General features: G+C 69.9%; 17 protein-coding genes and 3 pseudogenes. 8 read left to right on the forward strand and 12 right to left on the reverse strand.

All coding sequences use genetic code 11. The annotated features are described in order from the left end of the window. Position 1: 1 nt before the first annotated feature. Positions 2-961: pseudogene (locus E4U91_RS36890) on the reverse strand (IS630 family transposase); the annotation flags it as partial. Positions 962-1061: 100 nt separating this feature from the next. On the opposite strand from E4U91_RS36890, the pseudogene E4U91_RS36895 reads away from it, so the two are divergent. After that, positions 1062-2247, forward strand: a pseudogene (locus tag E4U91_RS36895) (IS701 family transposase). Between the two features lie 182 nt (positions 2248-2429). Here E4U91_RS36895 and E4U91_RS36905 read toward each other — a convergent pair. The 4 genes and pseudogenes from E4U91_RS36905 to E4U91_RS36925 form a co-directional block, all read right to left on the reverse strand. After that, a pseudogene (locus E4U91_RS36905) lies at positions 2430-3307 on the reverse strand (IS630 family transposase); the annotation flags it as partial. A 30-nt stretch (positions 3308-3337) separates the two neighbouring features. Then, positions 3338-4152, reverse strand: a protein-coding gene (locus E4U91_RS36910) for an IS5 family transposase (protein ID WP_168218332.1) whose coding sequence is annotated in 2 segments (ribosomal slippage) — positions 3338-3810 and positions 3810-4152 — 816 coding nt in all. Because the reading frame shifts where the segments join, the coding sequence is not laid out codon by codon here. 904 nt (positions 4153-5056) lie between these two features. Further along, positions 5057-5788: a BlaI/MecI/CopY family transcriptional regulator gene (locus tag E4U91_RS36920; protein WP_137311378.1), complete on the reverse strand. Its 732-nt coding sequence runs from the start codon at positions 5786-5788 to the stop codon at positions 5057-5059. Between the two features lie 249 nt (positions 5789-6037). Beyond that, complete coding sequence (locus tag E4U91_RS36925) at positions 6038-6454, reverse strand: nuclear transport factor 2 family protein (protein WP_241678973.1); 417 nt, start codon at positions 6452-6454, stop codon at positions 6038-6040. Between the two features lie 50 nt (positions 6455-6504). Here E4U91_RS36925 and E4U91_RS36930 point away from each other — a divergent pair, with 50 nt between their 5' ends. The 3 genes from E4U91_RS36930 (at position 6505) to E4U91_RS36940 (ending at position 8446) form a co-directional block, all read left to right on the forward strand. Next, the gene (locus E4U91_RS36930) at positions 6505-6987 is read left to right on the forward strand and encodes a MarR family winged helix-turn-helix transcriptional regulator (protein WP_137311380.1); all 483 of its coding nucleotides are present in this window, start codon (positions 6505-6507) and stop codon (positions 6985-6987) included. 386 nt (positions 6988-7373) lie between these two features. Then, a complete protein-coding gene (locus tag E4U91_RS36935; RefSeq protein WP_137311381.1) occupies positions 7374-7778 on the forward strand; it encodes a hypothetical protein in 405 nt (134 codons plus the stop codon). Positions 7779-7975: 197 nt separating this feature from the next. After that, positions 7976-8446, forward strand: a complete 471-nt coding sequence (locus E4U91_RS36940; protein WP_137311382.1) for a hypothetical protein — start codon at positions 7976-7978, stop codon at positions 8444-8446. 498 nt (positions 8447-8944) lie between these two features. Here the strand turns inward: E4U91_RS36940 and E4U91_RS36945 are convergent, their stop codons facing one another. The 5 genes from E4U91_RS36945 to E4U91_RS36965 all read right to left on the reverse strand — a co-directional run bounded on the left by E4U91_RS36945 (position 8945) and on the right by E4U91_RS36965 (position 16391). Beyond that, on the reverse strand, positions 8945-10327 hold the full coding sequence (locus tag E4U91_RS36945) for an FAD-binding oxidoreductase (RefSeq protein ID WP_137311383.1): 1383 nt from the start codon (positions 10325-10327) through the stop codon (positions 8945-8947). Positions 10328-10396: 69 nt separating this feature from the next. Continuing rightward, positions 10397-11779, reverse strand: coding sequence for a DoxX family protein (locus tag E4U91_RS36950; protein WP_137311384.1), 1383 nt, complete (start codon positions 11777-11779; stop codon positions 10397-10399). Positions 11780-11818: 39 nt separating this feature from the next. Continuing rightward, on the reverse strand, positions 11819-12532 hold the full coding sequence (locus E4U91_RS36955; protein ID WP_206666945.1) for a class I SAM-dependent methyltransferase: 714 nt from the start codon (positions 12530-12532) through the stop codon (positions 11819-11821). Positions 12533-12712: 180 nt separating this feature from the next. Beyond that, positions 12713-13651: an NAD(P)/FAD-dependent oxidoreductase gene (locus E4U91_RS36960; RefSeq protein ID WP_137311385.1), complete on the reverse strand. Its 939-nt coding sequence runs from the start codon at positions 13649-13651 to the stop codon at positions 12713-12715. 361 nt (positions 13652-14012) lie between these two features. Continuing rightward, complete coding sequence (locus tag E4U91_RS36965) at positions 14013-16391, reverse strand: ATP-binding cassette domain-containing protein (RefSeq protein WP_137311386.1); 2379 nt, start codon at positions 16389-16391, stop codon at positions 14013-14015. A gap of 158 nt (positions 16392-16549) precedes the next feature. On the opposite strand from E4U91_RS36965, the gene E4U91_RS36970 reads away from it, so the two are divergent. The 3 genes from E4U91_RS36970 to E4U91_RS36980 all read left to right on the forward strand — a co-directional run bounded on the left by E4U91_RS36970 (position 16550) and on the right by E4U91_RS36980 (position 20489). Then, the gene (locus E4U91_RS36970; protein WP_137311387.1) at positions 16550-17326 is read left to right on the forward strand and encodes a TioE family transcriptional regulator; all 777 of its coding nucleotides are present in this window, start codon (positions 16550-16552) and stop codon (positions 17324-17326) included. A gap of 68 nt (positions 17327-17394) precedes the next feature. Continuing rightward, positions 17395-18603, forward strand: a complete 1209-nt coding sequence (ecm14, locus tag E4U91_RS36975; protein WP_125458608.1) for an N-formyl-beta-hydroxy-L-kynurenine formamidase Ecm14 — start codon at positions 17395-17397, stop codon at positions 18601-18603. Positions 18604-18692: 89 nt separating this feature from the next. After that, positions 18693-20489 (forward strand): non-ribosomal peptide synthetase, encoded by a 1797-nt coding sequence (locus E4U91_RS36980; RefSeq protein WP_137311388.1) that lies wholly within the window; start codon positions 18693-18695, stop codon positions 20487-20489. Between the two features lie 7 nt (positions 20490-20496). Here the strand turns inward: E4U91_RS36980 and E4U91_RS36985 are convergent, their stop codons facing one another. Further along, a complete protein-coding gene (locus E4U91_RS36985; RefSeq protein ID WP_137311389.1) occupies positions 20497-21684 on the reverse strand; it encodes a cytochrome P450 in 1188 nt (395 codons plus the stop codon). 197 nt (positions 21685-21881) lie between these two features. Between E4U91_RS36985 and E4U91_RS36990 the strand changes: the two genes are divergently transcribed. Then, positions 21882-22568: a tryptophan 2,3-dioxygenase family protein gene (locus E4U91_RS36990; protein WP_277755380.1), complete on the forward strand. Its 687-nt coding sequence runs from the start codon at positions 21882-21884 to the stop codon at positions 22566-22568. 12 nt (positions 22569-22580) lie between these two features. On the opposite strand, the gene E4U91_RS36995 is transcribed toward E4U91_RS36990, so the two are convergent. Further along, positions 22581-23339 (reverse strand): TetR/AcrR family transcriptional regulator, encoded by a 759-nt coding sequence (locus E4U91_RS36995; protein WP_137311391.1) that lies wholly within the window; start codon positions 23337-23339, stop codon positions 22581-22583. Positions 23340-23385 lie beyond the last annotated feature (46 nt).

Consider the following 23385-nt stretch of genomic DNA (forward strand, 5'->3'; position numbering starts at 1 on the left):
CAAGGGCCTGGACGCTCTTGTGGGTCCCTCGGCGTATCTGCTTGTTCGTCAGTTCTGCGAACCACCGCTCCACGAGGTTGAGCCAGGACGAGCCGGTGGGCGTGAAGTGCAGATGGAATCGAGGGTGGGCGATCAGCCAGGTCTTGACGGCCGGCGTCTTGTGGGTGGCGTAGTTGTCGAGGATCAGGTGCACCTGAAGATCTGCCGGGATCTCCTGGTCAAGCTTGAGCAGGAACTTCTTGAACTCCTCGGCCCGGTGCCGGCGGTGCAGGGATCCGATCACTTTCCCAGTGGCGACCTCGAGTGCCGCGAACAAGGTGGTGGTGCCGGCCCGGACGTAGTCGTGGGTGACCCGCTGAGGAACCCCGGGCATCATCGGCAGTACCGGCTGGGAGCGGTCCAGGGCCTGGATCTGCGTCTTCTCGTCCACGCAGAACACCAGCGCCCGCTCGGGCGGGTCCAGATACAGGCCCACGACATCGTGCACCTTGTCGACGAAGTACGGGTCCGTCGACAACTTGAAGGTCTCCGAGCGGTGGGGCTGCAGCCCGAAGGCACGCCAGATCCGCGACACGGTCGACTGGGACAGGCCCACTTCCTTGGCCATCGCCCGCGTCGACCAGTGCGTAGCGTTCCTCGGTGTCGACTCCAGCGTCCGCTTCACTACTGCGGCGACCTGCTCGTCGCTCACCGAGCGGGGACCGCCGGATCTTGGCAGGTCACCCAGGCCGGCGATCCGATGCTCGTTGAAACGCGCCCGCCAGCGGCCCACCGACTGCCCCGTCATGCCCACCAAGGCACCGACATCCTTGTTCGACATGCCGTCTGCGCAGGCCAGGATGATCCGGCACCGCACCGCCCAGGACTGAGGAGTTGAGCGACGCCGCACCCACCCCTCCAGCGCCGCCCGCTCCTCTACCGACAGCACCAACTCGGCCTTCGGCCGCCCCGTACGAGCCATACCGCAAGCCTACAGTTATATAAGGAACTTCTGACTCAGAAGACTAGTACTGCAACGGTCTTTGCCGTGACTGCTGGCCAGCTCAGTCGTTGGTGTGGTCATGGGTGGGGACCTTGCCGATGTCAGGCTGTGGGCCGGTGAACTGGACGCTCTGCATGACCGGTTCGTGCACCGGTTCAACCGGGAAGAGCCGCGCCAGTCGGCGCTCGCTTACATGCGGGGGGCTGATTGCTCCGCTGGAGCGCAAGAATGGCTGGACGCTGGCGGAGGAGGCCGGGCACGCAGGCCCGGACCGTCTCCACCGGTTGTTGAACCGGATCGAGTGGGACGCGGATGAGGTCCTGGACGATGTACGCGACTACGTCGTGGAACACCTCGGCGACCGGGACGCCGTGCTGATCGTCGACGACACCGGTTTCCTGAAGAAGGGCCTGCGCTCGGCCGGGGTGCAAAGGCAGTACTCCGGAACCGCCGGCCGCACCGAGAACTGCCAGATCGGAGTGTTCCTCGCCTACGCCACCGGCCGCGGCCGCACGCTGATCGACCGGCGGCTCTATCTGCCCACGTCGTGGATGGACGACCGGGAACGCTGCCGCCGGGCCGGCATCGGCGACGAGGTCGCCTTCGCCACGAAGGTGGCCATGGCCAAGGCGATGGTCCGCAAGGCCATCGCGGACCGGATCCCGTTCGCCTGGGTGACGGCGGATGCCGCATACGGCTTCTCCAAGGGCTGGCGCTACGAGCTCGAGCAGGCGGATGTCTTCCACGTCATGGCCACCACCCGGCACGACACCGTCGTCACCCGCTGGGCAATCGACCATCCCGTCCACGAGCTGTTTCCCGGCCTGCCCCGGCAGAAGTGGAAACGCCGTTCCTGCGGCGAAGGGGCACACGGCCGGCGGATCTACGACTGGGCCCGCGTCGAAGTGCGGCCGTGGCACCGCGAAGACCGCCGGCACTGGGTCCTCGCCCGCCGCAGCGTCAGCAGGCCCGAGGAGATCTCCTACTACATCGCCTACTGCCCCACCGACACCACACTGGACGAACTCATACGCATCGCGGGCAGCCGCTGGGCCGTCGAGGAATGCTTCCAGAGCGCCAAGCAGGAGTGCGGCCTGGACGACTACCAGGTCCGCCGCTATCCCGGCTGGCACCGCCACATGACCCTTGCCATGGCCGCCCACGCCTGCCTCACCGTCCTGCGATCCCGCCAACTGGATGCAGAGAAAGCAGAAACGGATCCTCCCAGCTCATCCACCTCAGCCTCGCCGAAATCCGACGCCTGATCACCCGCCTCACCGACCGCCGCCCCACCCCCATCGACCACGTCCTGCACTGGTCGACATGGCGCCGACGACGCCAACACCAAGCACGCATCAGCCACTACAAACGACGCGGCCACAGCCCCTGAGAACTGCCCAGCACTCAGGACAAGCACCGTTGCAGTACTAGTCTTCTGAGTCAGGAATCTTGCTAAATAACTGGCGAGGCGTTCGAGGATCTCGTCCGCGGTTCTGGTCCAGATGTAGGGTTTGGGGTCGGTGTTCCATGCGGCGATCCAGGTGCGGATGTCCTTTTCGAGGGCGTGGACGCTCTTGTGCACGCCGCGTCGTATCTGCTTGTTGGTCAGCTCTGCGAACCACCGTTCCACGAGGTTGAGCCAGGACGAGCCGGTGGGCGTGAAGTGCAGATGGAAGCGGGGGTGGGCGATCAGCCAGCTTTTGACGGCCGGCGTCTTGTGGGTGGCGTAGTTGTCGAGGATCAGGTGCACCTGCAGATCTGCCGGGATCTCCTGGTCAAGCTTGATCAGGAACTTCTTGAACTCCTCGGCCCGGTGTCGGCGGTGCAGGGATCCGTGCCGGTGGCGACCTCGAGTGCCGCGAACAAGGTGGTGGTGCCGGCGCGGACGTAGTCGTGGGTGACCCGCTGAGGAACCCCGGGCATCATCGGCAGTACCGGCTGGGAGCGGTCCAGGGCACGGATCTGCGTCTTCTCGTCCACGCAGAACACCATCGCCCGCTCGGGCGGGTCCAGATACAGGCCCACGACATCGTGCACCTTGTCCGCGAAATACGGGTCCGTCGACAGCTTGAAGGTCTGCGAGCGGTGGGGCTGCAGGCCGAAGGCCCGCCAGATCCGCGACACGGTCGACTGGGACAGGCCCAGTTCTTTGGCCATCGCCCGCGTCGACCAGTGCGTGGCGCTTTTCGGGGCCGACTCCAGCGTCCGCTTCACCACTGCGGCAACCTGCTCGTCGCTCACCGAGCGGGGACCGCCGGATCTGGGCAGGTCACCCAGGCCGGCGATCCGATGCTCGACGAACCTCGAGCGCCAGCGGCCCACCGACTGCCCCGTCATGCCTACTAAGACCGTGTCCTACATGGTCAGTTTGAGGAGCCGCTTGTAACAGCAGAGTGCGGCTGCCAGTCCGAGAAAGGCCAGGTAGTTGCGGGGGTGGCGTTCGTAGCGGTGGTTGAGGCGGCGGTATCCGGTGAGCCAGGACATGGTGCGTTCGATGACCCATCGTCGACGACCGAGCCGCTCGCTGGAGTCGATGCCTTTGCGGGCGATACGGACGCCGATGCGCTTGCCCCACAGCCATCGCCGCAGGTGAGGGATGTCGTATGCCTTGTCTGCGTGAAGCCGCACGGGCTTGGAATCGGTCGCGTGGGATTCGTGTCCCATGTGGAAGTGGGACAGCATCGGCTTCAGGGCGAGGCTGTCGTGGGTGTTGGCCGCGGAGAGTCCGACGCGTAGGGGCAGTCCGTTCGCATCCGACAGGACGTGCATCTTGGAACCGGGCTTACCCCGGTCCACGGGGCTCGGACCTGCAAGTTCGCCCCCTTTTTAGCACGGACGTGAGCGGAGTCGAGGACAGCGGGCGACAGGTCGACGAGGTTCTGGCGGTCCAGGAGCTCGAGCACCTTCTGGTGCAGTCGTCCCCACACACCGGCCCGGGACCAGATGAGAAACCGGCGGTGCACGGTCGACTTCGACGCCCCGAAACATGGCGGCAACGCCCGCCAGGCACAACCACTGACCAGCACGTAGATGATCGCGGCGAACACCGCCTCGTCATCGATGTTCGCGACCCCGCCGCCCTGCGGCCGCACCCGCGCCGGCGGCAACAGTGGCCTGGCGATCTCCCACAGGCCCTCTGGCACGATCCATCCCCACCGCCCACTCCCCATAACCAGTCGAACGACCAATTGACCATGTAGGACACGGTCTAAGGCACCGACGTCCTTGTTCGACATGCCGTCCGCGCAGGCCAGGATGATCCGGCACCGCACCGCCCACGACTGAGGAGTCGAACGACGCCGCACCCACCCCTCAAGCGCCGCCCGCTCCTCCACCGACAACACCAACTCGCCTACAGATATATACGGAACTCCTGACTCAGGAGACTAGTGGCGGTAGGGACCGTCACGGCCGTCTTGAACCGGCAGTCAGCTGAAAGGGGCTTTCAATGCCGCGCACCACTACTCGTACGGCCAGCTGGCCAGGTCACTCCCGTTCGCGCGGAGCAGTCAAGGCCATGTAGTACGTCGGCCGTTAGCGCGCTCCCTCGGCTGCGCCGCTGCCACGCCGGGCGAAGCGCTGTTGGAGCCGCTCGAACGCGTTGCCGGCCGGGCTCCCACGCCGTCAGGCCGGTGCCCGCCAACAGTTGCATAGCGGCCGCGGTGCGGATCATGGTCGTGTGGTGCAAGCGTCGGCGCTGGACGGGCAGCGTGGGAGGCGGCGTCCGAACCTCCCCAGGTGCGTGTGACGCCGCTTCCCCCGCCCGGTCCAATTGTGCATGCAATCACCGCGTGAGATCAGCCGTTCAGACCAGTTGTCCCGCGCTGCCGGGCAGCGAGACGCAGTGCAGAGCCCGCTCGGCGCAGCACCGTGTGGCAGCCGTAGCCGCCGACGAAGGTGGTCCCGAGCTGGGTGAAGGTTTCGTCCCGCAGGTAGCGGAGGCACTCGAACGCATCCCCGTTGAGCCTCTGGCGGCGGTGTCTTGCCCACTGTTTCAAGGAAGCAGGAAGGCAACGCTTGCTCGGCCCGATCGGCATCACGGAGCCGGGCGAGGAGTCGGGGGCGCGTCGGCCTCTATCCGGTGGGTTCGCTCGCCTCATTGCCGGCATCGTCCGACGCGGACACAGCATCGGCCGCAACGGTATAGAGCACAGTGTTCTTCTGCTTCATCCGATCGACGAGGCTCTTGGCCACCAGCCGCTCCAGCGTGTTGCGCACGGTGTTGACTTCGCGGGCCCGCTCGGGATGCTCCTGCTCCAGGTCGCTGACCACTTCACCGGCAGTGCGCGGCTGCCCAGTGTGCCGTCGCAAGATACTCAGCAGCAACAGCCCCAACGACGGTTCGCTGGACTGGGCCCTTGTCTTATTCGCTGCGGGCACCTGCTCGTCCGGCGCGCTCTTCTTCGCCGCGGACGCCTTCTTCGCAGTCGTCTTCTTAGCGGTGCTCTTCTTGGCGGTGCTCTTCTTCACAGGTGCCGTCGCCGACTTGCCCTGCCGCTGCCTGACCAGCGCTGAGGAAGCCTCAATGGCCGACTCGGCTGCACCGGCAGCCTCTACTGCTTCGGTTGCGTTACGATGCGACCGCGCCAACTCCTGCCCCTTCTCCTGAACTTCGGTGCTGTCTTCAGGCTGCGCGGACATTGCCTCGAGCGCCCGCGCTAGCCAAGCCTCGTCCGCCACGAGTTCCTCAAGACGCGCACGCAGACGAGCCTGTTCCTCCCTGTTTTCCGACAGGTGGTTGGCGAATCGAGCCTCGTACTGACTCTGCAGGCTTTGGACGGTGGGTACTTCCGGCTCGTTGGCCATTGCGACTCGCTCCTCTGGTGTTGTTACCGCCGGATGCTACCCACCCACACGGCGCCAGCATCGACACCTCAGGCAAACACCACCCGAGTGAGCCGCCGCCGCCCTCCCCGACCTCACGGCCAGTTGCCGATGCTCCCCAACGCCAAGCTCCTCCGCCTTGCAATGCAAGGCACACCAGGCGTCGCTCCCTGATCCGGCCTGATCGACAAGACATCCCCTCGCCGGTGTCGCGAGGGCGCCCTTGTCGGTTCAGGCGGGGAGGGGCTCGTAGCAGTCGTAGTTGCGCTGGGCGATGATCCTGCCGTCCCGGAACTCGAGGAAAGCCGCGATGTGCGCGCGCGTCACATGGCCCGTCGGCAGGCTGCCGAAGGGAACGGCCAGAGTGCCCGACCAGACAACCTCCAGGGCCACTTGCGAGCCGGACGCAACCGCGTTGAGCATCTGATAGCTCTGGGCCGTCAGCAGCGTGCGGGCTTTGCTCGACGCGGCGAGGGTTGCTGCCAGGTCACGCTCGACACCGGCCGGAAACAGTGCGTTCGGGAGCTGGGTGTGGACCATGTCCGGGTGCAGGAACTCCTCAAGCTCCTGCGGCGGCGCCAGCCGGGCCACCGCCTCGTGGTAGCGCAGGGCGGTACGGACGTGGGGGTGGGTGCTTGCTTCTCTCATATACACAACCATAATTGCACAACCTTGGTTGTCAAATAGAGACTGGTCCCATGAGCACACCAGTCGACCCGTCCGACCTCGACCTGGGCACCCTCGCCCTCTTCGTCGGCTCCGCCGCCGCCGGCGCCGTCCAAGAGGACCTCGCCGCGCAGGGGTTCGGCGACCTCAGGACGTCCCACGGGTACGTCTTCCAGCACCTGATCAACGCCCGGCCGACCGTGAGCGACCTGTCGGCCAGGCTGGATATGACCCAGCAGGGAGCGTCCAAGGTGGTCGCCGAGCTGGAGCGCCTGGGCTACGCCGAGCGACTGCCGAGCGCGCACGACGCCCGAGTCCGCCACGTCGCCCTCACCCACCGGGGCAAGGCAGCGGTCACCGCCGCCCGGGACGCGCGGCAACGCCTCGAAAAACGTCTGCGAGAGCGCACCGGCACGCCGGACTTCGACGCCGCCCGCTCCGTGCTCATCGGCCTCCTGGACGAGCTGGGCGGCACGGCCGCGGTCAGCCGTCGCGACGTCAGGCCACCACGCTGACAGCGGCGCGCCCCCGAGGGCCGGGGTCTGCCGCGCGGCGGGTGCGCCTCGCTTTCATGCCCATGCGGTGCAGCGCGCACGCTTCGCTCCGCCATCCATGCTGCCCCGTCTCATGCGCACGCGTGTGCTGGCGTACCCGTGCACGCCGTCACACGCACAAGGCCCTCGCGACGGCCGCGTCGGCGCACCATCACCCGGGCCTGGCTGCAGGTCGCGTCCTGGATACGCCTTGGACCACACCGGCCGCCGCCCCGTACCTGCCCGCCATCTCAGCGCCGCGATAGCGGGTCCACCGGCGCGCCGGTTTCTTCCCGTGGCACCTCTTGCCGCAGCAGGCCCCACTCGCAACCGTCTGCGCAACCTGCGCCAGGCCTACAGGAGCCTCCATGCTCCGCCATCCGCCGCGCCCGGCCCACCTGGTGCCTGCCCGGAAGGGGGCCCATCTCGCCATCGCCATCGCCGTGCTCACCCTGCTCGCCCTCGAGCCGGCCGCCGCAGGACACGAAGACAGGGTCGCCCGAGCATGCGGGACGGGATGCGGCCGGCACGGGCAGCCTGAGCCGGAGCGCTGTCGGCATGATGGAGAGCTCGCCCCCGTCATTCTGTACAGCCTGGAGATCGCCGGACTGCGCGTCCGGAAGGACGGCACCGTCAATCCGGCCTCCTTCTCCCACGTCACGCGCTGCTACCCGGACAGCGAGCACTTCCAGCGCTTCAAGCCACTGTGGTTGCGCAACTTCGCCGAGCAGCACCGCGTCCCGCCCGCCGTCACGCCCGACCCGGCCGCATGAACGGCACGGTCGGACGCCCGGGCCGGGCCAAGCCCCTGCCTATCAGGTGCCCACCCCGGTAGCCCGCCCCGATCAGGCCGCACGGCAGACCGGCCCGTCCCCGGACGCCGTGCCGCCCCGGCCCGGCCTCCGCTCCTCCCTCGTGGCGGTCGGGCCATGCCAAGATCCTCGCTCCCACCCGGAAGGACCGTCCGAGCGTGACCACCGCTCTCGCCCCACACAGGACCCCGCCACCCCCCGTTAAGGTCAACGGCCTCGAGGTCATCGGGGTCGAGTTCGCTGAAACCCCGCTGAGCACCCCGGCGAAGCCGGTCCACTTCAAGCAGATCGTCAAGATCCTCCTGGAAGACGGATCGGTCGTCTACGGATGCGCCTGGGCCGGCTGCGGATTCATCGGGGACACCGCCATCGCCGTACGCCCCCACCTCAAGGCCCACAAGCCCGACACGGAGCCCGGCAAGAAGCTGGACGCTCCCGACCTCAGCACGCTCACCGTGAGCGAACTGCTGGAGCTCGCCTGGTCCGCCCAAACCCTCCGCCTCGACCTGGAGCGCACCACCCGCGAACGCGAACGGCTCGCCAAGAGCCTCACCGAGTGGAAGCAGCGCGCCCAGACCGCCCAGCGCCGCCTGAGCAGCATCCAGAAGGTACTGGCCCCCGTCACCTGACCACCCTGCCCTTGCCCCGACGGAAGGACGAAGCACTGCCATGACGGCCCCGACCGTCCAGATCATCACCGTGCCGTGCACCGCCTACGGCCCCTACGCCGGACTGCTCCCGAAGGAACTCGGTGCCTACGATGCGCCGCTGTTCACCGGCCGCGGGGCGCAGCACATCGTCGACGACCTGCTCCGCGACGCCTGTGCCCTGTCGGCCGCCTGGGAGGGCGAGAATTTGCGCTTCACCTGGACGGCGGCCTACCGCGGCGACGGCGGAGGCACGAAGGTCGTGCACCCCGACCGGCATGGCCGGTACGCCATCGGTGGTCTGTGGCCGTGGAAGAAGTGGGACGACGCACTGCCGCACACCGCCGGGCAGCGCGCGTTCGCCGACGGAGTGCGCGAAGCCCGCTCCCCGCGCGGTTCCGTCCTCCCCGACGGTCTGCGGCACCAGTACGACCAGGGCCGCGCCGAGGCACAGGGGCGGGCGGCCGCCGCTGTTGTCCTTCAACTCACGCCCTTCGGCCGGACGTTGTGCGTGAACCGGAACAGGTTGTGCGGGTCGTGCAGCGTCTTCACGCGGCGGAGCCTCTCGAAGTCCTCGGCCGCGAAGAGTTCCCGTACCTGCTCCTCCGGCACCGGGGCGCCGTCGTTGTAGACGGAGTTGAGGCTGCGGCCGACGGTCCAGGGTTTCAGGGCGTCGTACACCTTCTGGTGGACCGGCCGGGCAGACGTGGACGGCGTGGCCGTGCCGCCGGTCGTCACGCGCAGCATGTACGCGGCCTGCCTGGCGCCGACCGCCCCCCTGCCGGGATGCCGGCGGGTGAAGGCGCCGCCCAGGTGACGGATCTCGACACTGCACGGCACCGGCGCATCGGGCCCCGCCACGTCCACGACGGTCCGCAGGGCCGTGGGGTCGAGTTCGCGCAGCAGGACGTTGTTGCCGAAGTAGGCGTGCGGGGTCTGCGGATCCCGGTAGATGGTGCCCACCTGTGTGTACGGCATGTCCCGGACGGTGTCGACGAGCCGCGGGCCGAGTGCCCGCAGCGGCGCCACCAGCCGTTCGCCCTCGTCGGTGGGTCCCGTGAACGCGATGCGGATGTGTGCGGCGTAGCGTCCGTGCAGCGGCTTGGGGACATCGGCCCACGGTGGGCAGGTCATGAGGCAGATCGAGGAGGTCAGTTCCTCGGGGAGGGTGGACGTCCACGTCCGGTAGGCGTGCAGCAGGTCGAGGGGGCGGTCGGCGGCGAAGTGGAGGGCGCCGCCGTACAGCCGCGTCACCGGCATGAGGGCGGTCTCGACGGCGGTGACGACGCCGAAGTTGCCTCCGCCGCCGCGCAGGGCCCAGAACAGGTCGGGGTCGGAGCCGGCCGTGACGTGGCGCAGCTGTCCGTCCGCGGTGACGATGTCGAGGGCGCGTACGTGGTCGCTGGCGTATCCGGTGCGGCGGCCGAGCAGGCCGACGCCGCCTCCGAGGAGGTAGCCGACGACGCCGATGTGCAGGGCCGAGCCGTTGGCCGGGGCCAGGCCGTGGGGGGCGGTCTGCTCGACGACATTTCCCCACAGCACGCCGGCCTGGGCAGTGACCGTGGCGGCGTCGGCGTCCACCGTGACGGCCTTCATCCGGCGGGTCGTGATGAGCAGTCCCTCGCCGTTCAGGGCGGTGACGATGCCATGTCCGGTGGACTGCACGGCGACGGGCATGCTCCGTTCGGCGGCGAAGCGGACCGCGGCGCGCACGTCCTCGGGGCGGGTCGCGCCGACGACGAGTGCCGGGCGGTGCCTGAAGCCGGCTTGGAATCCGGCCCGTTCCTCGTCGTACTCCCCGCTGCCGGGCAGGAGGACGGGCCCCCTCACCTCGGCGGTCAGTGCGTCGACGTCACCGCTCATGCGTTGATCCCCTTCCTCGGACGCCTCGGCCACCGCACCGCCGGTGCCGGTCGGTGGCCCGTCATCGCGTCACCGCAGCGACGAGTTCTCCTGCACCCAGTGGAAGCCGCGGCTGATCAGAGGGAAGGTGTGCGGGTCGCGGCGGCGCAGGTGCAGGCGGAGGTGGCAGCCGTCGGCCTTGCCCTCCAGGATCAGTGCATCGTCGGCGGGACGCTCGAAGGCGAAGGTCACCCGCCAGGTGGGGTCGGTCATCTTGGTCAGGGCGAGGGAGCGGGCGTCCATGTCGATCGCCGCCATGCACGGGTCGAGCGAGTCGTCCATGTGCTGGATGGCCACGACGTCGGCGGAGTCCACGACGACGCGGCGCCAGCGACGGTCGTCGGTGGTCACAGGCGGGTGCTGCTCGCCGTCGACGGAGAAGTCGGTGACGTCCCAGATGCCGTGGAGTGCGGGCTTCTCGCGTCCGCCTCCGTGGTTCTTCCAGAACGTGAAGTCGTTGCGCAGTTGGGCGCCGAGGAGCCAGAGTCCGGCCCCGGCCTGGAGGGCGGTGGCGATCCGGTTCGCCCGGCGGGAACGGAAGAGGTCTCCGGTCGAGGCGGCGGGCAGCTGATGCCCGGTGAGCGCGGCCCCGGCCAGGCGGGGCGCGTGCGGGGCCAGCAGCAGCAGGCTGAGCAGGAGCAGCTGGTAGGAGTGCACCTTGACCGGGACGTCGAAGGTCAGGTTGAGCAGGAGGACCTGGGCCATCTCCGCCGCGGATAGCAGCGCGCCCAGCGGCGCCGTCCGCGGCAGGACGAGCAGCAGTCCGCCCGCGATCTCGGCGCACCCGAGCACCATCTGGTACGGCTTCGAGGATCCCGTCTGCGCCCACAGCAGGCTCATCGGGCTGAGCTCCCCGAGCGGCTCGACGAGCTTGGAGGGCGGCAGCTGGAACTGGAGCGGGACGGCCTTGGCCGCGCCGTAGGAGAACATCTGGCCCGCGAGACAGAAGCGGGCGGCCAGGCGGAGCCACTCCTGCGGCGCCGCACTACCCGTCCGGTGGCGCTCCAGCACGGACAAGGCCGGAGTGGCGACGGCGGCGCCCGCGAGCCAGCAGAGCTGTCCCGCCCAGGTGTGCGGGTCGTCGCCGCCTTCGAAGCGGTCGCCCAGCTCCTTGCCGAGGATTCGGACGGCCATCCAGTTCCGCACCGGGCGGATCGCCCAGAGCTTCGCCCAGGCGTCGGCCGCCTCCTGAAGGCGCCCCATGCCGCCCCCGCGCAGCGCCAGGTACACCTGTGGGGAGGTCAGGCAGTACAAGCCGGTGTAGACACAGCCGAACCGGTAGGCGGCGCGCGCGGCCCCGGACCGGTTCGGTCGGGACGCAGAGGTACCGGTCGCCGCGAGCGCGCGTCTGGCGGCCCGGCCCGTCGGTGAGGACGCGGCGGTCCGCAGCCACTTGCCTACTCGCACCTTCATCGTTCCTCGCCTTCTCGGGGCCGTCTTCTTTGGGTGCGGTCAGTCGCGGCGGAAGCGTCCGAGCCAGGCGTGCACGTCCAGCAGTTCGGACGTGGTCGGGATGACGCCGCGCATGAGGGACTCGTCGATCGACTCGATCGTCCAGCCTTCGGCGAAGCCGTCGCGCAGGTGGTCGGCGGAACGCTTGAGGGTGGGCGACTCATCGTCGTCCGGGAGCGGCGCCGGTATCTCGTCGATGGCCTCGGCGAGCCGCGCCTGCATCTCGGCGGATCCCCGGTCGCTGATCGAGAGGATGTGCGCCACCGCACCGGGACGGCAGGCCCGGTGCAGGGCCGTGGCGTAGGCGCGCAGCCTGTCACCCTCGAAGGTGTGGGCGAGGCCGGAGTCGATCACGGTGTCGAAGCGCTCCTCCCAGCCTGTAAGGTCGAGGGCGTCGGCGACTTCGAACACGGCGCCGAGTCCGCGCGCGTCGGCCTTGTCCCGGGCGACAGAGATCGCCGTCGGGGACAGGTCCAGCCCTGTCACGGCGTAGCCCAGGCCGGCCAAGTGGAGGGCGTCCTCACCGGTGCCGCAGCCCGCGTCGAGCACGGCGCCCTGGATGAGACCCGCCTTCTCCAGTGCCACGTAAGCGGGTTGGGGGGCTCCGATGTCCCATGGCGGGCGTTTGCCGAAGGGGCTCTCTCCACGATAGACGGCGTCGAACACCTCGGTCATCGCCGCGGCTGCGTCGGGTGCGCCGGCAGGTTCAGTCATGGCTGCCATGATTGCGATGCCTGCCGGCACTTCCCGGGTCTCTTGCGGACTTCTGTCACCGCCGTGCCGTCCACCGGCCGGTACTGCGCCGCAGGGCCGGTTCTGCGCCGCCGCCCCGATACTGCGCCGCAGGGCCGGTTCCCGGACGGGCGGTGCACCGTGCACACGGCCGGGGCCCGCTCACTGGTGCACGGCACTGAGCAGGGCCGACATGTGGATGGCGTCGGCGGCCGCCGCGCCCGCCGCGGTCGACGCGGTGACCGACTGCTTCCAGCGACTGGTCAGGTCACCGGCGGCGTACAGGCCCGGCACGCTGGTGCACTGGGAGTCGTCGACGCCGATGAAACCGGCGTCGTCGACAGTCAGCTTCAGCTCGTCGGCCGCCCGCTGCACGAGGGGTTGCTGGCGTTGCGGTGGCGTCCACACGAGGGTCTGCCGCTCCAGGATCCGCCCGTCGGCCAACTCGATTCCGTACAGGGCCCCTTGCCGGTGGTGGAGACGGCGCACGGTGCCCGTGACGACGTCCCCTCCCCCACTGCGGGCGGTCGCGCGGGCGGTGTCCAGGCCGGGCATGGATTCCGGGCAGATCGCGATGGTGTCCTCGCTCCAGGCGCGGAAGGCCACCGCGGACAGTCCCGCGAGGTGTGCGTTGTCGGCGAGCGTCGCCCAGCTCCCGCCCGCGTTCTCCTCACCGAGGCAGAACGGGCAGTGGATCACGCTGCGGCCCCAGCACTCCGCGAAGCCGTCCACGCCGGACGGATGGACGTCGAGGACACCGGTGGCGAGCAGGACGGTTGCGGACTCGACGCTTCCCCCGCTGCCGAGGGTGATGCGGAAGCCTCCGCCCGGCGCGGTGGACACGCTGTCGACCTCGTCCTCCAGCCGTTCGACGGTCCTGTACCGGGAGAGTTCCCGCCAGGCGCGGGCCCGGAATTCGTCGGGGGTGACGCCGTCCATGCCGATGTGGCCGTGGACTCCCGCCGAGGCGCTGTTGCGCGGTGCGCGCGGGCTGTCCACGACGATCACGGGGTGCCGGTATCTCGCCAGGCCGAGGGCCGCGGTGAGTCCTGCGGGGCCAGCTCCCACGATCACGGTGGTGTGGTCGGCGGGTGAGGACATCGCTCTGATCCCTTCCGTAGGGCGGCATGCGCGGGGCCCGCGCGCCGCTGAAGTGGGCCGGCAGGTGCTCGGTGGGCCCACCGGGACGGGCTGCCGGCGGGCACACCGGCACGGGCGTCGGCGAGCACGCCTGCACGGGCTGCCGGCGGGCCACCGGCACGGGCTGTCGGCGGGTAAAAGCCGTCAGCCCGCATTGTGGTCGCCGGCGGGACGGCGGAAGGGCGCGGGGAAAGAGGTGAGCCAGACATCATGCGGCTGCGAGCGGACAACGGCGGCCGGAAGAGATGGACTTCCTGGAGGAATCCCGGACCGTGCCCCCGCCGGGTCGCCGGACGGGGGCAGGTGCGGGAGCCGCTCGGCGTCAGGCGCCGACGTACTGGGCGAGGTGTTCGCCCGTGAGGGTGGAGCGGGCGGCGACCAGGTCGGCGGGGGTGCCTTCGAAGACGACCCGGCCGCCGTCGTGGCCGGCACCGGGGCCGAGGTCGATGATCCAGTCGGCGTGCGCCATGACCGCCTGGTGGTGTTCCACGACGATGACCGTCTTACCGGAGTCGACCAACCGGTCGAGCAGGCGGAGCAGTTGCTCGACGTCGGCCAGGTGCAGGCCGCTGGTCGGCTCGTCGAGGATGTAGACGCTGCCCGCTCCGCCCATGTGTCCGGCGAGCTTCAGCCGCTGCCGCTCGCCCCCGGAGAGGGTGGTGAGCGGCTGTCCGAGGCTGAGGTATCCCAGGCCGACCTCGGCAAGCCGGTCGAGCACGGTGCACGCGGCCGGCGTCCGTGCCTCACCGGTGCGGAAGAACTCGGCGGCCTCGGCCACCGGCATGGCGAACACCTCGCTGATGTCCCGGCCGCCGACCCGGTACTGCAGCACCGAGGGCTGGAACCGCTTGCCTCCGCAGTCCTCGCAGGTCGTGGCGACACCTGCCATGATCGCCAGGTCGGTGTAGATGACGCCCGCGCCCTTGCAGGTGGGGCAGGCTCCCTCGGAGTTGGGGCTGAACAGGGCGGGCTTGACCCCGTTGGCCTTGGCGAACGTCTTGCGGATCGGTTCGAGCATGCCCGTGTAGGTGGCCGGGTTGCTGCGCCGCGAGCCCTTGATGGGTGACTGGTCCACGGTGACGACGCCGTCCCGGCCCGCCACCGATCCGTGGATCAGCGAGCTCTTTCCGGAGCCCGCGACCCCGGTGACCACGGTGAGCACGCCGAGCGGGATGTCCACGTCGACGTCGCGCAGGTTGTGGGCGTCGGCGCCGCGCACCTCCACGACCCCGGTCCGCTGGCGCACGGACGGCTTCAGCGAGGCCCGGTCGTCCAGGTGGCGTCCGGTGACGGTGCCGCTGGCGCGCAGGCCCTCGACGGTGCCCTCGAAGACCACTTCGCCTCCCTTGGTGCCGGCGAGCGGACCCAGGTCGACGACGTGGTCGGCGATCACGATCGTCTCCGGCTTGTGCTCGACGACCAGGACGGTGTTGCCCTTGTCCCGCAGCCGCAGCAGCAGTTCGTTCATCCGCTGGATGTCGTGCGGGTGCAGTCCGACGGTCGGCTCGTCGAACACGTAGGTGACGTCGGTGAGCGCGGAGCCCAAGTGGCGCACCATCTTGACGCGTTGGGCCTCGCCCCCGGAGAGCGTGCTCGAGGACCGGTCGAGCGAGAGGTAGCCCAGGCCGATCTGCACGAAGGACTCGAGGGTCTGGCCGAGCACCGTGAGCAGGGTCGTGACCGACGGGTCGGTCAGACCGCGGATCCACGCCGCGAGGTCGCTGATCTGCATGGCGCTGGCGTCGGCGATGCTCAGTCCGTCGATCTTCGCGGACCGGGCGGTCTCGCTGAGCCGGGTGCCGTGGCACTCGGAGCAGGCGGAGAACGTCACCGCGCGGTCCACGAAGGCGCGGATGTGCGGCTGGAGCGTCTCCTTGTCCTTGGACAGGAAGGACTTGCGCACCCGCGCGAGGAGGCCCTCGTAGGTGGTGTTGACGCCCTTCACCTTGACCTTGACCGGGTCCCCGTGCAGGAACCCGTGCCGTTCCTGCTCCGTGTAGTCGCGGATCGCCTTGTGCGGGTCGAAGAAGCCGGACTCGGTGAACGACTGCACCACCCAGCCGTCGGGCTTCCAGCCGGGGACGGTGATCGCGCCGTCCGCGAGGGACTTGGAGGCGTCGAACAGCTGGGCGGGATCGATGTCCGAGACGGAGCCGATACCTTCGCACGCCAGACACATGCCGCCGACGACGCTGAAGCCCTTCTCGATCTTCTTGCCGTTCACCACGAGGACACCGGACGCGTCCGCCGAGGCGACGTTGAAGGCGAAGGCCTTCTGGGTGCCGATATACGGCTTGGCCAGCCGGCTGAAGAGGATGCGCAGCAGTGTGCCCGCGTCGGTGGCGGTGCCGACCGTGGATCGGAGGCTGGTGCCCATCGGCTGCTGGTCGACGAGGATCGCGGTGGTCAACCCGTCGAGGACGTCGACCTCCGGCCGCGCCAGGGTGGGCATGAACCCCTGGATGAAGGCGCTGTAGGTCTCGTTGATCAGCCGCTGCGACTCCGCGGCGATCGTGTCGAACACCAGGGAGCTCTTGCCCGAGCCGGAGACTCCGGTGAACACGGTCAGCCGCCGTTTGGGAATCTCCACCTGCACGTTCTTGAGGTTGTTCTCACGTGCTCCGTGCACCCGGATCATGTCGTGGCTGTCGGCGGCGCACAGCTGTGCGGGCTGGGTGTCCGTCTCCGTACCGGCGGTCATGGTGTCCCTCCCGTTGAGTCGGACGCGGCACGCCTTCGTCATGTGACGTGGTGAGACGTTCCTGGGCGTCCCGGTTCATGTGCTCAAGCGTATACCTGCAAACTCGGTTGAGACTTTTCTGCTTTCGACGGCGAGTATCTGGGATAAAGTCTCAAAGCGTGAAACACCTGCGTCCCCACGACCTGGCCCGTGAGCACGGCATCTCCACCCAGGCGGTCCGCAACTACGAGCGGGACGGGTTCATCCCGCTCGCCCGGCGCACACCGTCCGGCTACCGCACCTACACCGAGGTCCATGCGGCGGCGCTGCGCGCCTATCTGGCGCTCGTCCAGGCCTACGGCTACGCCACCGGCGGCGAGATCATGCGGTCGCTCAACACCGGTGACCTCGACGGCGCGCTGACCGCCGTCGACCGGGGCCACGCCCAACTGCTGCGCGACCGCAGCACGCTGGACGCGGTGGGGCGGGCGGTGGAGCACCTGACCCGCGACCGGGAGGTCGCCGCACGCGCGTCCGCCGACGGCGACCCGCTCAGCATCGGCGAACTCGCGCGGCGCCTGGGGGTCACCGCGGCGACGCTGCGGAACTGGGAGGCGGTGGGCATCCTCTCCCCCGCCCGGGAACCGGTCACCGGCCACCGCTCGTTCGGCGCCACCGACGTGCGCGACGCCGAACTGACCCATCTGCTGCGCCGTGGCGGCTATCCGCTGGAGCACATCCGCACGGTGATCCGGCAGATCCGCACGGCCGGCGGCACCGAGGCGCTGTCAGACGCGCTCGACGACTGGCGGCGACGGCTCACCGTCCGCGGTGTCTCCATGCTCGACGCGGCAGCCCGTCTCGGCGGGTACGTGGCCCTGCACGGCATCACCCCGGCGAGGCCGGGGGCCGCCGGGGAGGCCGCTCCCGGGCCGGAGTCCCCACCGACGGTTTGAGACCTCCCGGCTCCGCGGGTCCGGCCGCGGCAGCGGCTGCGTCGGCCCAAGCTTCAACAGGTCTTTCAATGATTCGATGGACAGACATGAGAAAGGACTTGCACGACCTTCCCCTGGCCTCATGCTCCCTGCTGGCGTTCGGCGAACCCACCCACCGCGAACCCTCCTTCGGGTGGGTGCGCAACGAGCTGTTCGCCGGGCTGGCCGGCGCCGGCTTCCGTTCGATCGCGCTGGAGACCGACCGCGTCGCCGCGCTGCGCGTCGACGACTTCGTCAAGGGCGGTGCCGGGGACCTCGACGAGGTGATGCGGGAGGGCTTCTCGCACGGCTTCGGCGGCATGGAGACCAACCGGCGCCTCGTCGCCTGGATGCGCGACCACAACGCGGGCCTGCCCCCGCAGGAACAGCTGAGCTTCCACGGCTTCGACGTCCCGACCGAGACGACCAGCGCCCCGAGTCCGCGGCGGTGCCTCGAGCACGCCCGCGACTATCTGGGGCTCGACCTCGACCTGGCCGGACTGTCCGGATCGGACGAGCAGTGGAGCCGCACGGAGGCGGTGATGGACCCGGCCATGTCGGTCGGCGCCACTGTCGAGGCCGATCGGCTGCGTTCCCTCGCCGACGACATGCTCACCTTGCTCCACTCCCGTGCCGCCGAGCGGATCTCGCAGACGTCGCGCGCGGAGTGGTTGCGCGCCCGGACCCACCTCACCGCGGGCCTCGGTCTGCTGCGCTACCACCGGCAGGCCGCCCTGCGCCTGGAGAAGAACACCCGGCTGTCGAGGCTGTTCGCCACCCGGGACGCGCTCATGGCGCAGAACCTCCTCGACATCCGCAGCATCGAGGGCCGCCGGGGCGCCACACTCGTCTTCGCCCACAACACGCACCTCCAGCGGACTCCGAGCACCTGGAGCCTCGGAGACATCCACGTCGACTGGCCGGGGGCCGGCACGGTCGTGGCACCGCTGCTGGGCGAGGAGTACGTCTTCGTGGCCGGCAGTCTGGGCCGCAGCGGAGCCCTCGGGCTGGGCGACCCGGAGCCGGGGACCCACGAGAGCGTCCTGCAGGACGCCGTCACCGACTGCGCTCTGGTCCCGACCGGCGCGGCCACCGCAGCGCGGAGCCGGACGGACGTCAGCCCGCAGCAAGGCTACTTCCCGCTTCAGCAGGCCGTGCTGGACACCGCGGACGCCGTCCTGCACGTCCGCGACGGCGACGCAGTCACCGGTCCGGCCGGTCTCACAGCCGCCCTTGCCGGTGCCGTGAGCGGGCGCTGACAGAGACGGGAAGGATTCGCCGGGCTCCCCGGGCGCCGGAGATTAGATTCGCCGTCGGTCAGGGAGCCTCCCGAAGGAGCTGAGCGCACTTGAACACGGTTCCTGCACTGTTCGAGTCGGTCGTCGCCCGACGGGGCGGAGAGCCGGCGCTCATCGAAGCGGAGGACACCCTCCGGTACGCGGAGCTGAACACCCGGATCAACCGGCTGGCCCGCCTGCTCATCGCGCACGGTGTCGGTCCCGACTCGCTCGTCGCGGTGGCGATGCCGAAGTCGCGGGAGCTGATCGTGTCGATCATGGCGGTCCTCAAGGCGGGCGGCGCCTACCTCCCGCTCGACCCGGAGTATCCGGCGGAACGCCTGTCGTTCATGCTGTCCGACGCGCGGCCGGTGCTGCTGCTGCGGTCCTCCTCGGTGGCGCCCCTCGGCAAGCTCGGCGAGGGTCCGCAGGAGGTGGTCTGCGACGACCCGGCCTTCCGCGCCGCGTGCGCGCGACTGCCGGAACACGACGTGGCGCAGCACGAGCGCCGTGCCCCTCTGCGTCCCGAGCACCTGATGTACGTCATCTACACCTCGGGGTCGACCGGGACGCCCAAGGGTGTCGCCGTGCCGCACAGTGGTGTGCCCGACATGGTGGCCACCCAGAGGGCCGTCCTGCGGGCCGGTCCGGGCGACCGGGTGCTCCAGTGGGCGTCCATCAGTTTCGACGCCGCCTTCTGGGACGTGTCCCTGGCGCTGCTGTCCGGGGCGGCTCTGGTGACGGTGGCCGCCGAGGAGCTGCTGCCGGGCCACCCGCTGGGGAACACCCTGGTCAAGTACGGCATCACGCACGCGGTGCTTCCCCCCGTCGCGCTCAGCGAGACCGACGCCGACGACGTCCTGCCCGGCGGGACGGTCATGTCCACGGGCGACAGCTGTACGCCGACGCTGGTGCGCAAATGGTCGCGGACGCGGCGGATGTTCAACGGCTACGGCCCGACCGAGGTGACCGTCGGGGCGACGATCGCCGGCCCGGTGAGGGACACCGGTGACATCGCGATCGGCGCGCCCTGGGTCGGCAAGCGGGTGCATGTGCTCGACGAGCGCCTGCGCCCGGTGCCGCCCGGCAAGGAGGGCGAGCTGTACATCGCGGGCAGCGGGCTGGCGCGCGGCTATCTCAACCGGTCACCCGCGACGGCGGGGAAGTTCGTGGCCGACCCGTTCGGGCCGCCGGGCACCCGGATGTACCGCACGGGCGACCGGGGACGCAGAGGACCGGACGGTCAGCTGTTCTTCGCGGGCCGCGCGGACGGGCAGGTAAAGGTGCGCGGCTTCCGCGTCGAACTCGGCGAGATCGAGGCGCGGCTCGCCGCCCATCCGGTGGTGGACGTCGCCGTCGCGGTGGTGCGCGGTGAGCTGGCCGACGCGCACGTCGTCGGCTACGTCACCACCACGGCGCCGGTCGACCCCGGCGACTTGCGCGCCCATGTAGCCGCGTCGCTGCCCGCGCACATGGTGCCCGCACGGGTCACCGTGCTGGAGCGGTTCCCGACCCTGACCAACGGGAAGATCGACCGGGGAGCCCTGCCGCGGCCGGAGGCGGATGCCGGGGTACTGGCGCATGCCGGGGCTCCGGCGGCGGGCGCGGAACCGGCGGCGGGCGCGCGGGAGCCCGAGGCAGACGACTGCGCGGCCGCGGTCTGCGCGATCGTGCGCGACGTCCTGCGGGCCCCGGAGGCGACGGCCGCCGACAACTTCTTCGAGCTCGGCGGCCACTCCGTGCAGGCAACCAGGCTGGTGTCCCGGATCCGGGAGCGGTTCGGGGTCGCACTGCCGATGCGGACCGTGCTGGAGGCGGCCTCGATCGGCGAGCTGGCCGCGGTCGTCGGGAGCCGCCTACCCGCCTGACGAACCGTCAGTGGAAGGCGACCGGCAGACTGGCGTGCCCGTTCAGGAAGTTCGAGTAGATGGGGGCGGGCTCGCCGCACACCTCGATCTCGGCGACAGACTCGACGAGTGCGCTCAGCAGGGCGCGCAGCTCCGCCCGGCCGAGGAACGCGCCGACGCAGAAGTGCGGGCCGTGGCCGAAGGAGAGGTGTTTGTTGGGTGAGCGGGCAGGGTCGAACCGGCGGGGCCGGTCGAACACCTCCTCGTCGTTGTTGGCGGAGGTGTTCCACAGCGTGACGATGTCCCCCGCCCGCACCTGCCGGTCGCCTATCCGCAGGTCTCGGGTCGCGGTGCGGGCGAAGTGCATGGCGGGTGTGGCCCAGCGCAGCACCTCCTCGACCGCGGTGTCGAGCGCGGCCGTCCCCTCCCGCAGCGCCTGCCACTGGGCGGGGTGCTCGGCGAACGCCTTGACCGCGCAGATCGCGGACACGCGGGAGGACTCGTCGCCGCCCAGTACGAGGCTGTAGCAGTTGAGCGCGACCTCCTCGAGGGTCAGCGGGCGGCCTCCCGCCTCCGCCGTGGCGATCATGCTGATCATGTCGTCGCCGGGGTCGGAGCGGCGGTGCCGGGCGACGTCCATGAAGTAGCCGATGATCTCGTTGCGGGCCTCCAGGGAGTCCAGCCGGTCCGCCTCGGCGTCGTCCGAGGAGAGGGCCAGCTTGTTCCAGCGCAGCAGCTTCTCGCGGTCCGCCTCCGGAACGGACAGCAGATCGCAGATCGTGTTCATCGGGATGTGCTCGGCGACGTCCGCCGCGAAGTCGAACCGGCCGCGCCGGGTGACGGTGCGGATGAGCCGTGAGGTCCGCTCCACCACCTTCTCCTCCACCGTGCCGAGGACGCGCGGGGAGAAGGCGCGCAGCATCAGGTTGCGCAGTTCGCGGTGGCGGGGTCTGTCGGTGACCGCGAGCATCTGGCCGCCGGCCGAGTCGCCGCCGCTGAGGAGGACGTCCAGTACGGTCCCGCGGGCGGAGCTCAGGGAGCGTACGTCGGTGTAGCAGGCCAGCACGTCGGCGTGGCGGGCGACGACCCAGAACCCGGGGTCCCCGTCGTGCCAGTAGACGGGCCGGTGCTTGCGCACGTCGCGCCAGAACGCGTGGGCGTCGTGCTCCACGAAGGTGCTCGCGCGGGTCAGGTCCAGCTCGGTGGGGGTGGTCATGCCGCGATCGTCACATCGCCGGCGTCCGCGGCGGGAAGCTCTTGCGCACGTCTTTCCTCGTGAATGGAAGAGGAAAGATTGCTGATCAGCCGGTTCCTTCCCGTGTCACGATCAGGTCCCTCGGTCGTCGGGCGCGTCGGACACTCCGGCCGCGGCCGGCGGACCACCTATGACGAGGAGGCGGCGTCCTGAGTACTTTGACGTATGGGGACTATCTCCACATGGAGACCCTGCTCTCGCTGCAAGAGCCGCGCGTCCCTCACACCGCCGGCGGCGCGGCCGTCCTGGCCGAGCAGTTCTTCATCATCACGCACCAGGCCTGCGAGTTGTGGCTCAAGCAGCTCGGGGCCGACCTGGACGCCGCCGCGGAGGCGCTCCTGCCTCCCTGCGACCCGCACGATCTGGAGCTGGGCCTGGAGTTCCTGCTGCGGTCCGTCGATGTGCTGCGGGTGCTCCAGCAGCAGTTGCTGGTGCTGGAGAGGCTGCCGCTGCGCTACTTCGCCGAGTTCCGGGCCTATCTCGACACGGCGAGCGGCGCGCAGTCCGCGCAGTTCCGCAGGCTGACGGCGCTCTTCGGCAACAGTCACGACCAGGGCAGCCTCTACGAGGCGTTCGCGGCGGCGGCCGAGTACCACGGGCGGTCGGTCGACGAGGTCTGCCGGCGCGGCGTGGAGACCGGTGTGCTGCACCGTCTCGCGGAGGGGCTGGTGGACCTGGGCAACGGGTACTGGCACTGGAAGGTGGCTCATCTGGCACTGGTGTCGAAGATGATCGGTGAGCAGAGCGGAACCGGCGGTTCGAGCGGTGTCGACTTCCTCGCCCGCCGGGTGACGCGGCCCTTCCCCGAGCTGCGCCGGCTGCGCGGGAAGGTGCACCACGCGTAGCGGCACGGGCCGTCACCCGCGGACGGCCACGGCCTCGATGCCCGCGATCAGGAGGTCCAGGGCGAAGGTGAAGTCGCGGTCCAGCATCTCGGCGACCGTGTCGCCGCCGCGTGCCGCCATGATGTCCTTCGACTCGCCGATGACCTCGGCCGTTCCGGGGACCTCGTCCACCAGGGACATGGTGCGCTGGAAGTACTCCTCCGGGGACAGCCCGGTGTCCGCGATCCGGGTGAGGAAGCGACTCTCGATCGTGCCGTAGCCGTGCACGAACTGCAGGACGGCCGCGATCGCCCCGGTCACGCCGTGCGGGGGCAGCCCCGCCCGGCGCACGAGCTGCTGGATCGCGCGGGAGAACGCCAGCGAGTTGGGGCCGATGTTGAGGTAGCGTCCGGCGAGCGCCGGCAACCACGGGTGGCGCACCAGCAGTCCCCGGTACGCCGTGGCCAGCCGCCGCAGTTGCTCGGGCCAGTCCTCGCCGGCGCGGTCCGCCTCGGTCGGCTCCAACTCGCCGTAGACGGCGTCCAGGGCGAGTTCGAGCAGGTCGTCCTTGGTGTCGACGTACCAGTACAGGGACATCGCGGTGACGTCCAGTGCGGCGGCCAGCCGGCGCATGGAGAACCCGGCGAGTCCCCTGTCGTCCAGAAGCCGCACCGACGCCGCCGTGATCCGCTTCCGGTCGAGCCCGGAGGGCCGCTCACCGCGCCCTCCACGCCGGACCTCGGACTTGGACCAGAGGCTGGTCCCTGCCGACGGGTCGGCCTGCTTCGTCACCGCGCACCTTCCTCCGACGGGATCACTGCTCAGATGCTAGGCCCCC

Origin of the sequence: Streptomyces lasalocidi, from assembly GCF_005280215.1 — a bacterium.
GTDB classification, from domain to species: domain Bacteria; phylum Actinomycetota; class Actinomycetes; order Streptomycetales; family Streptomycetaceae; genus Streptomyces; species Streptomyces longwoodensis.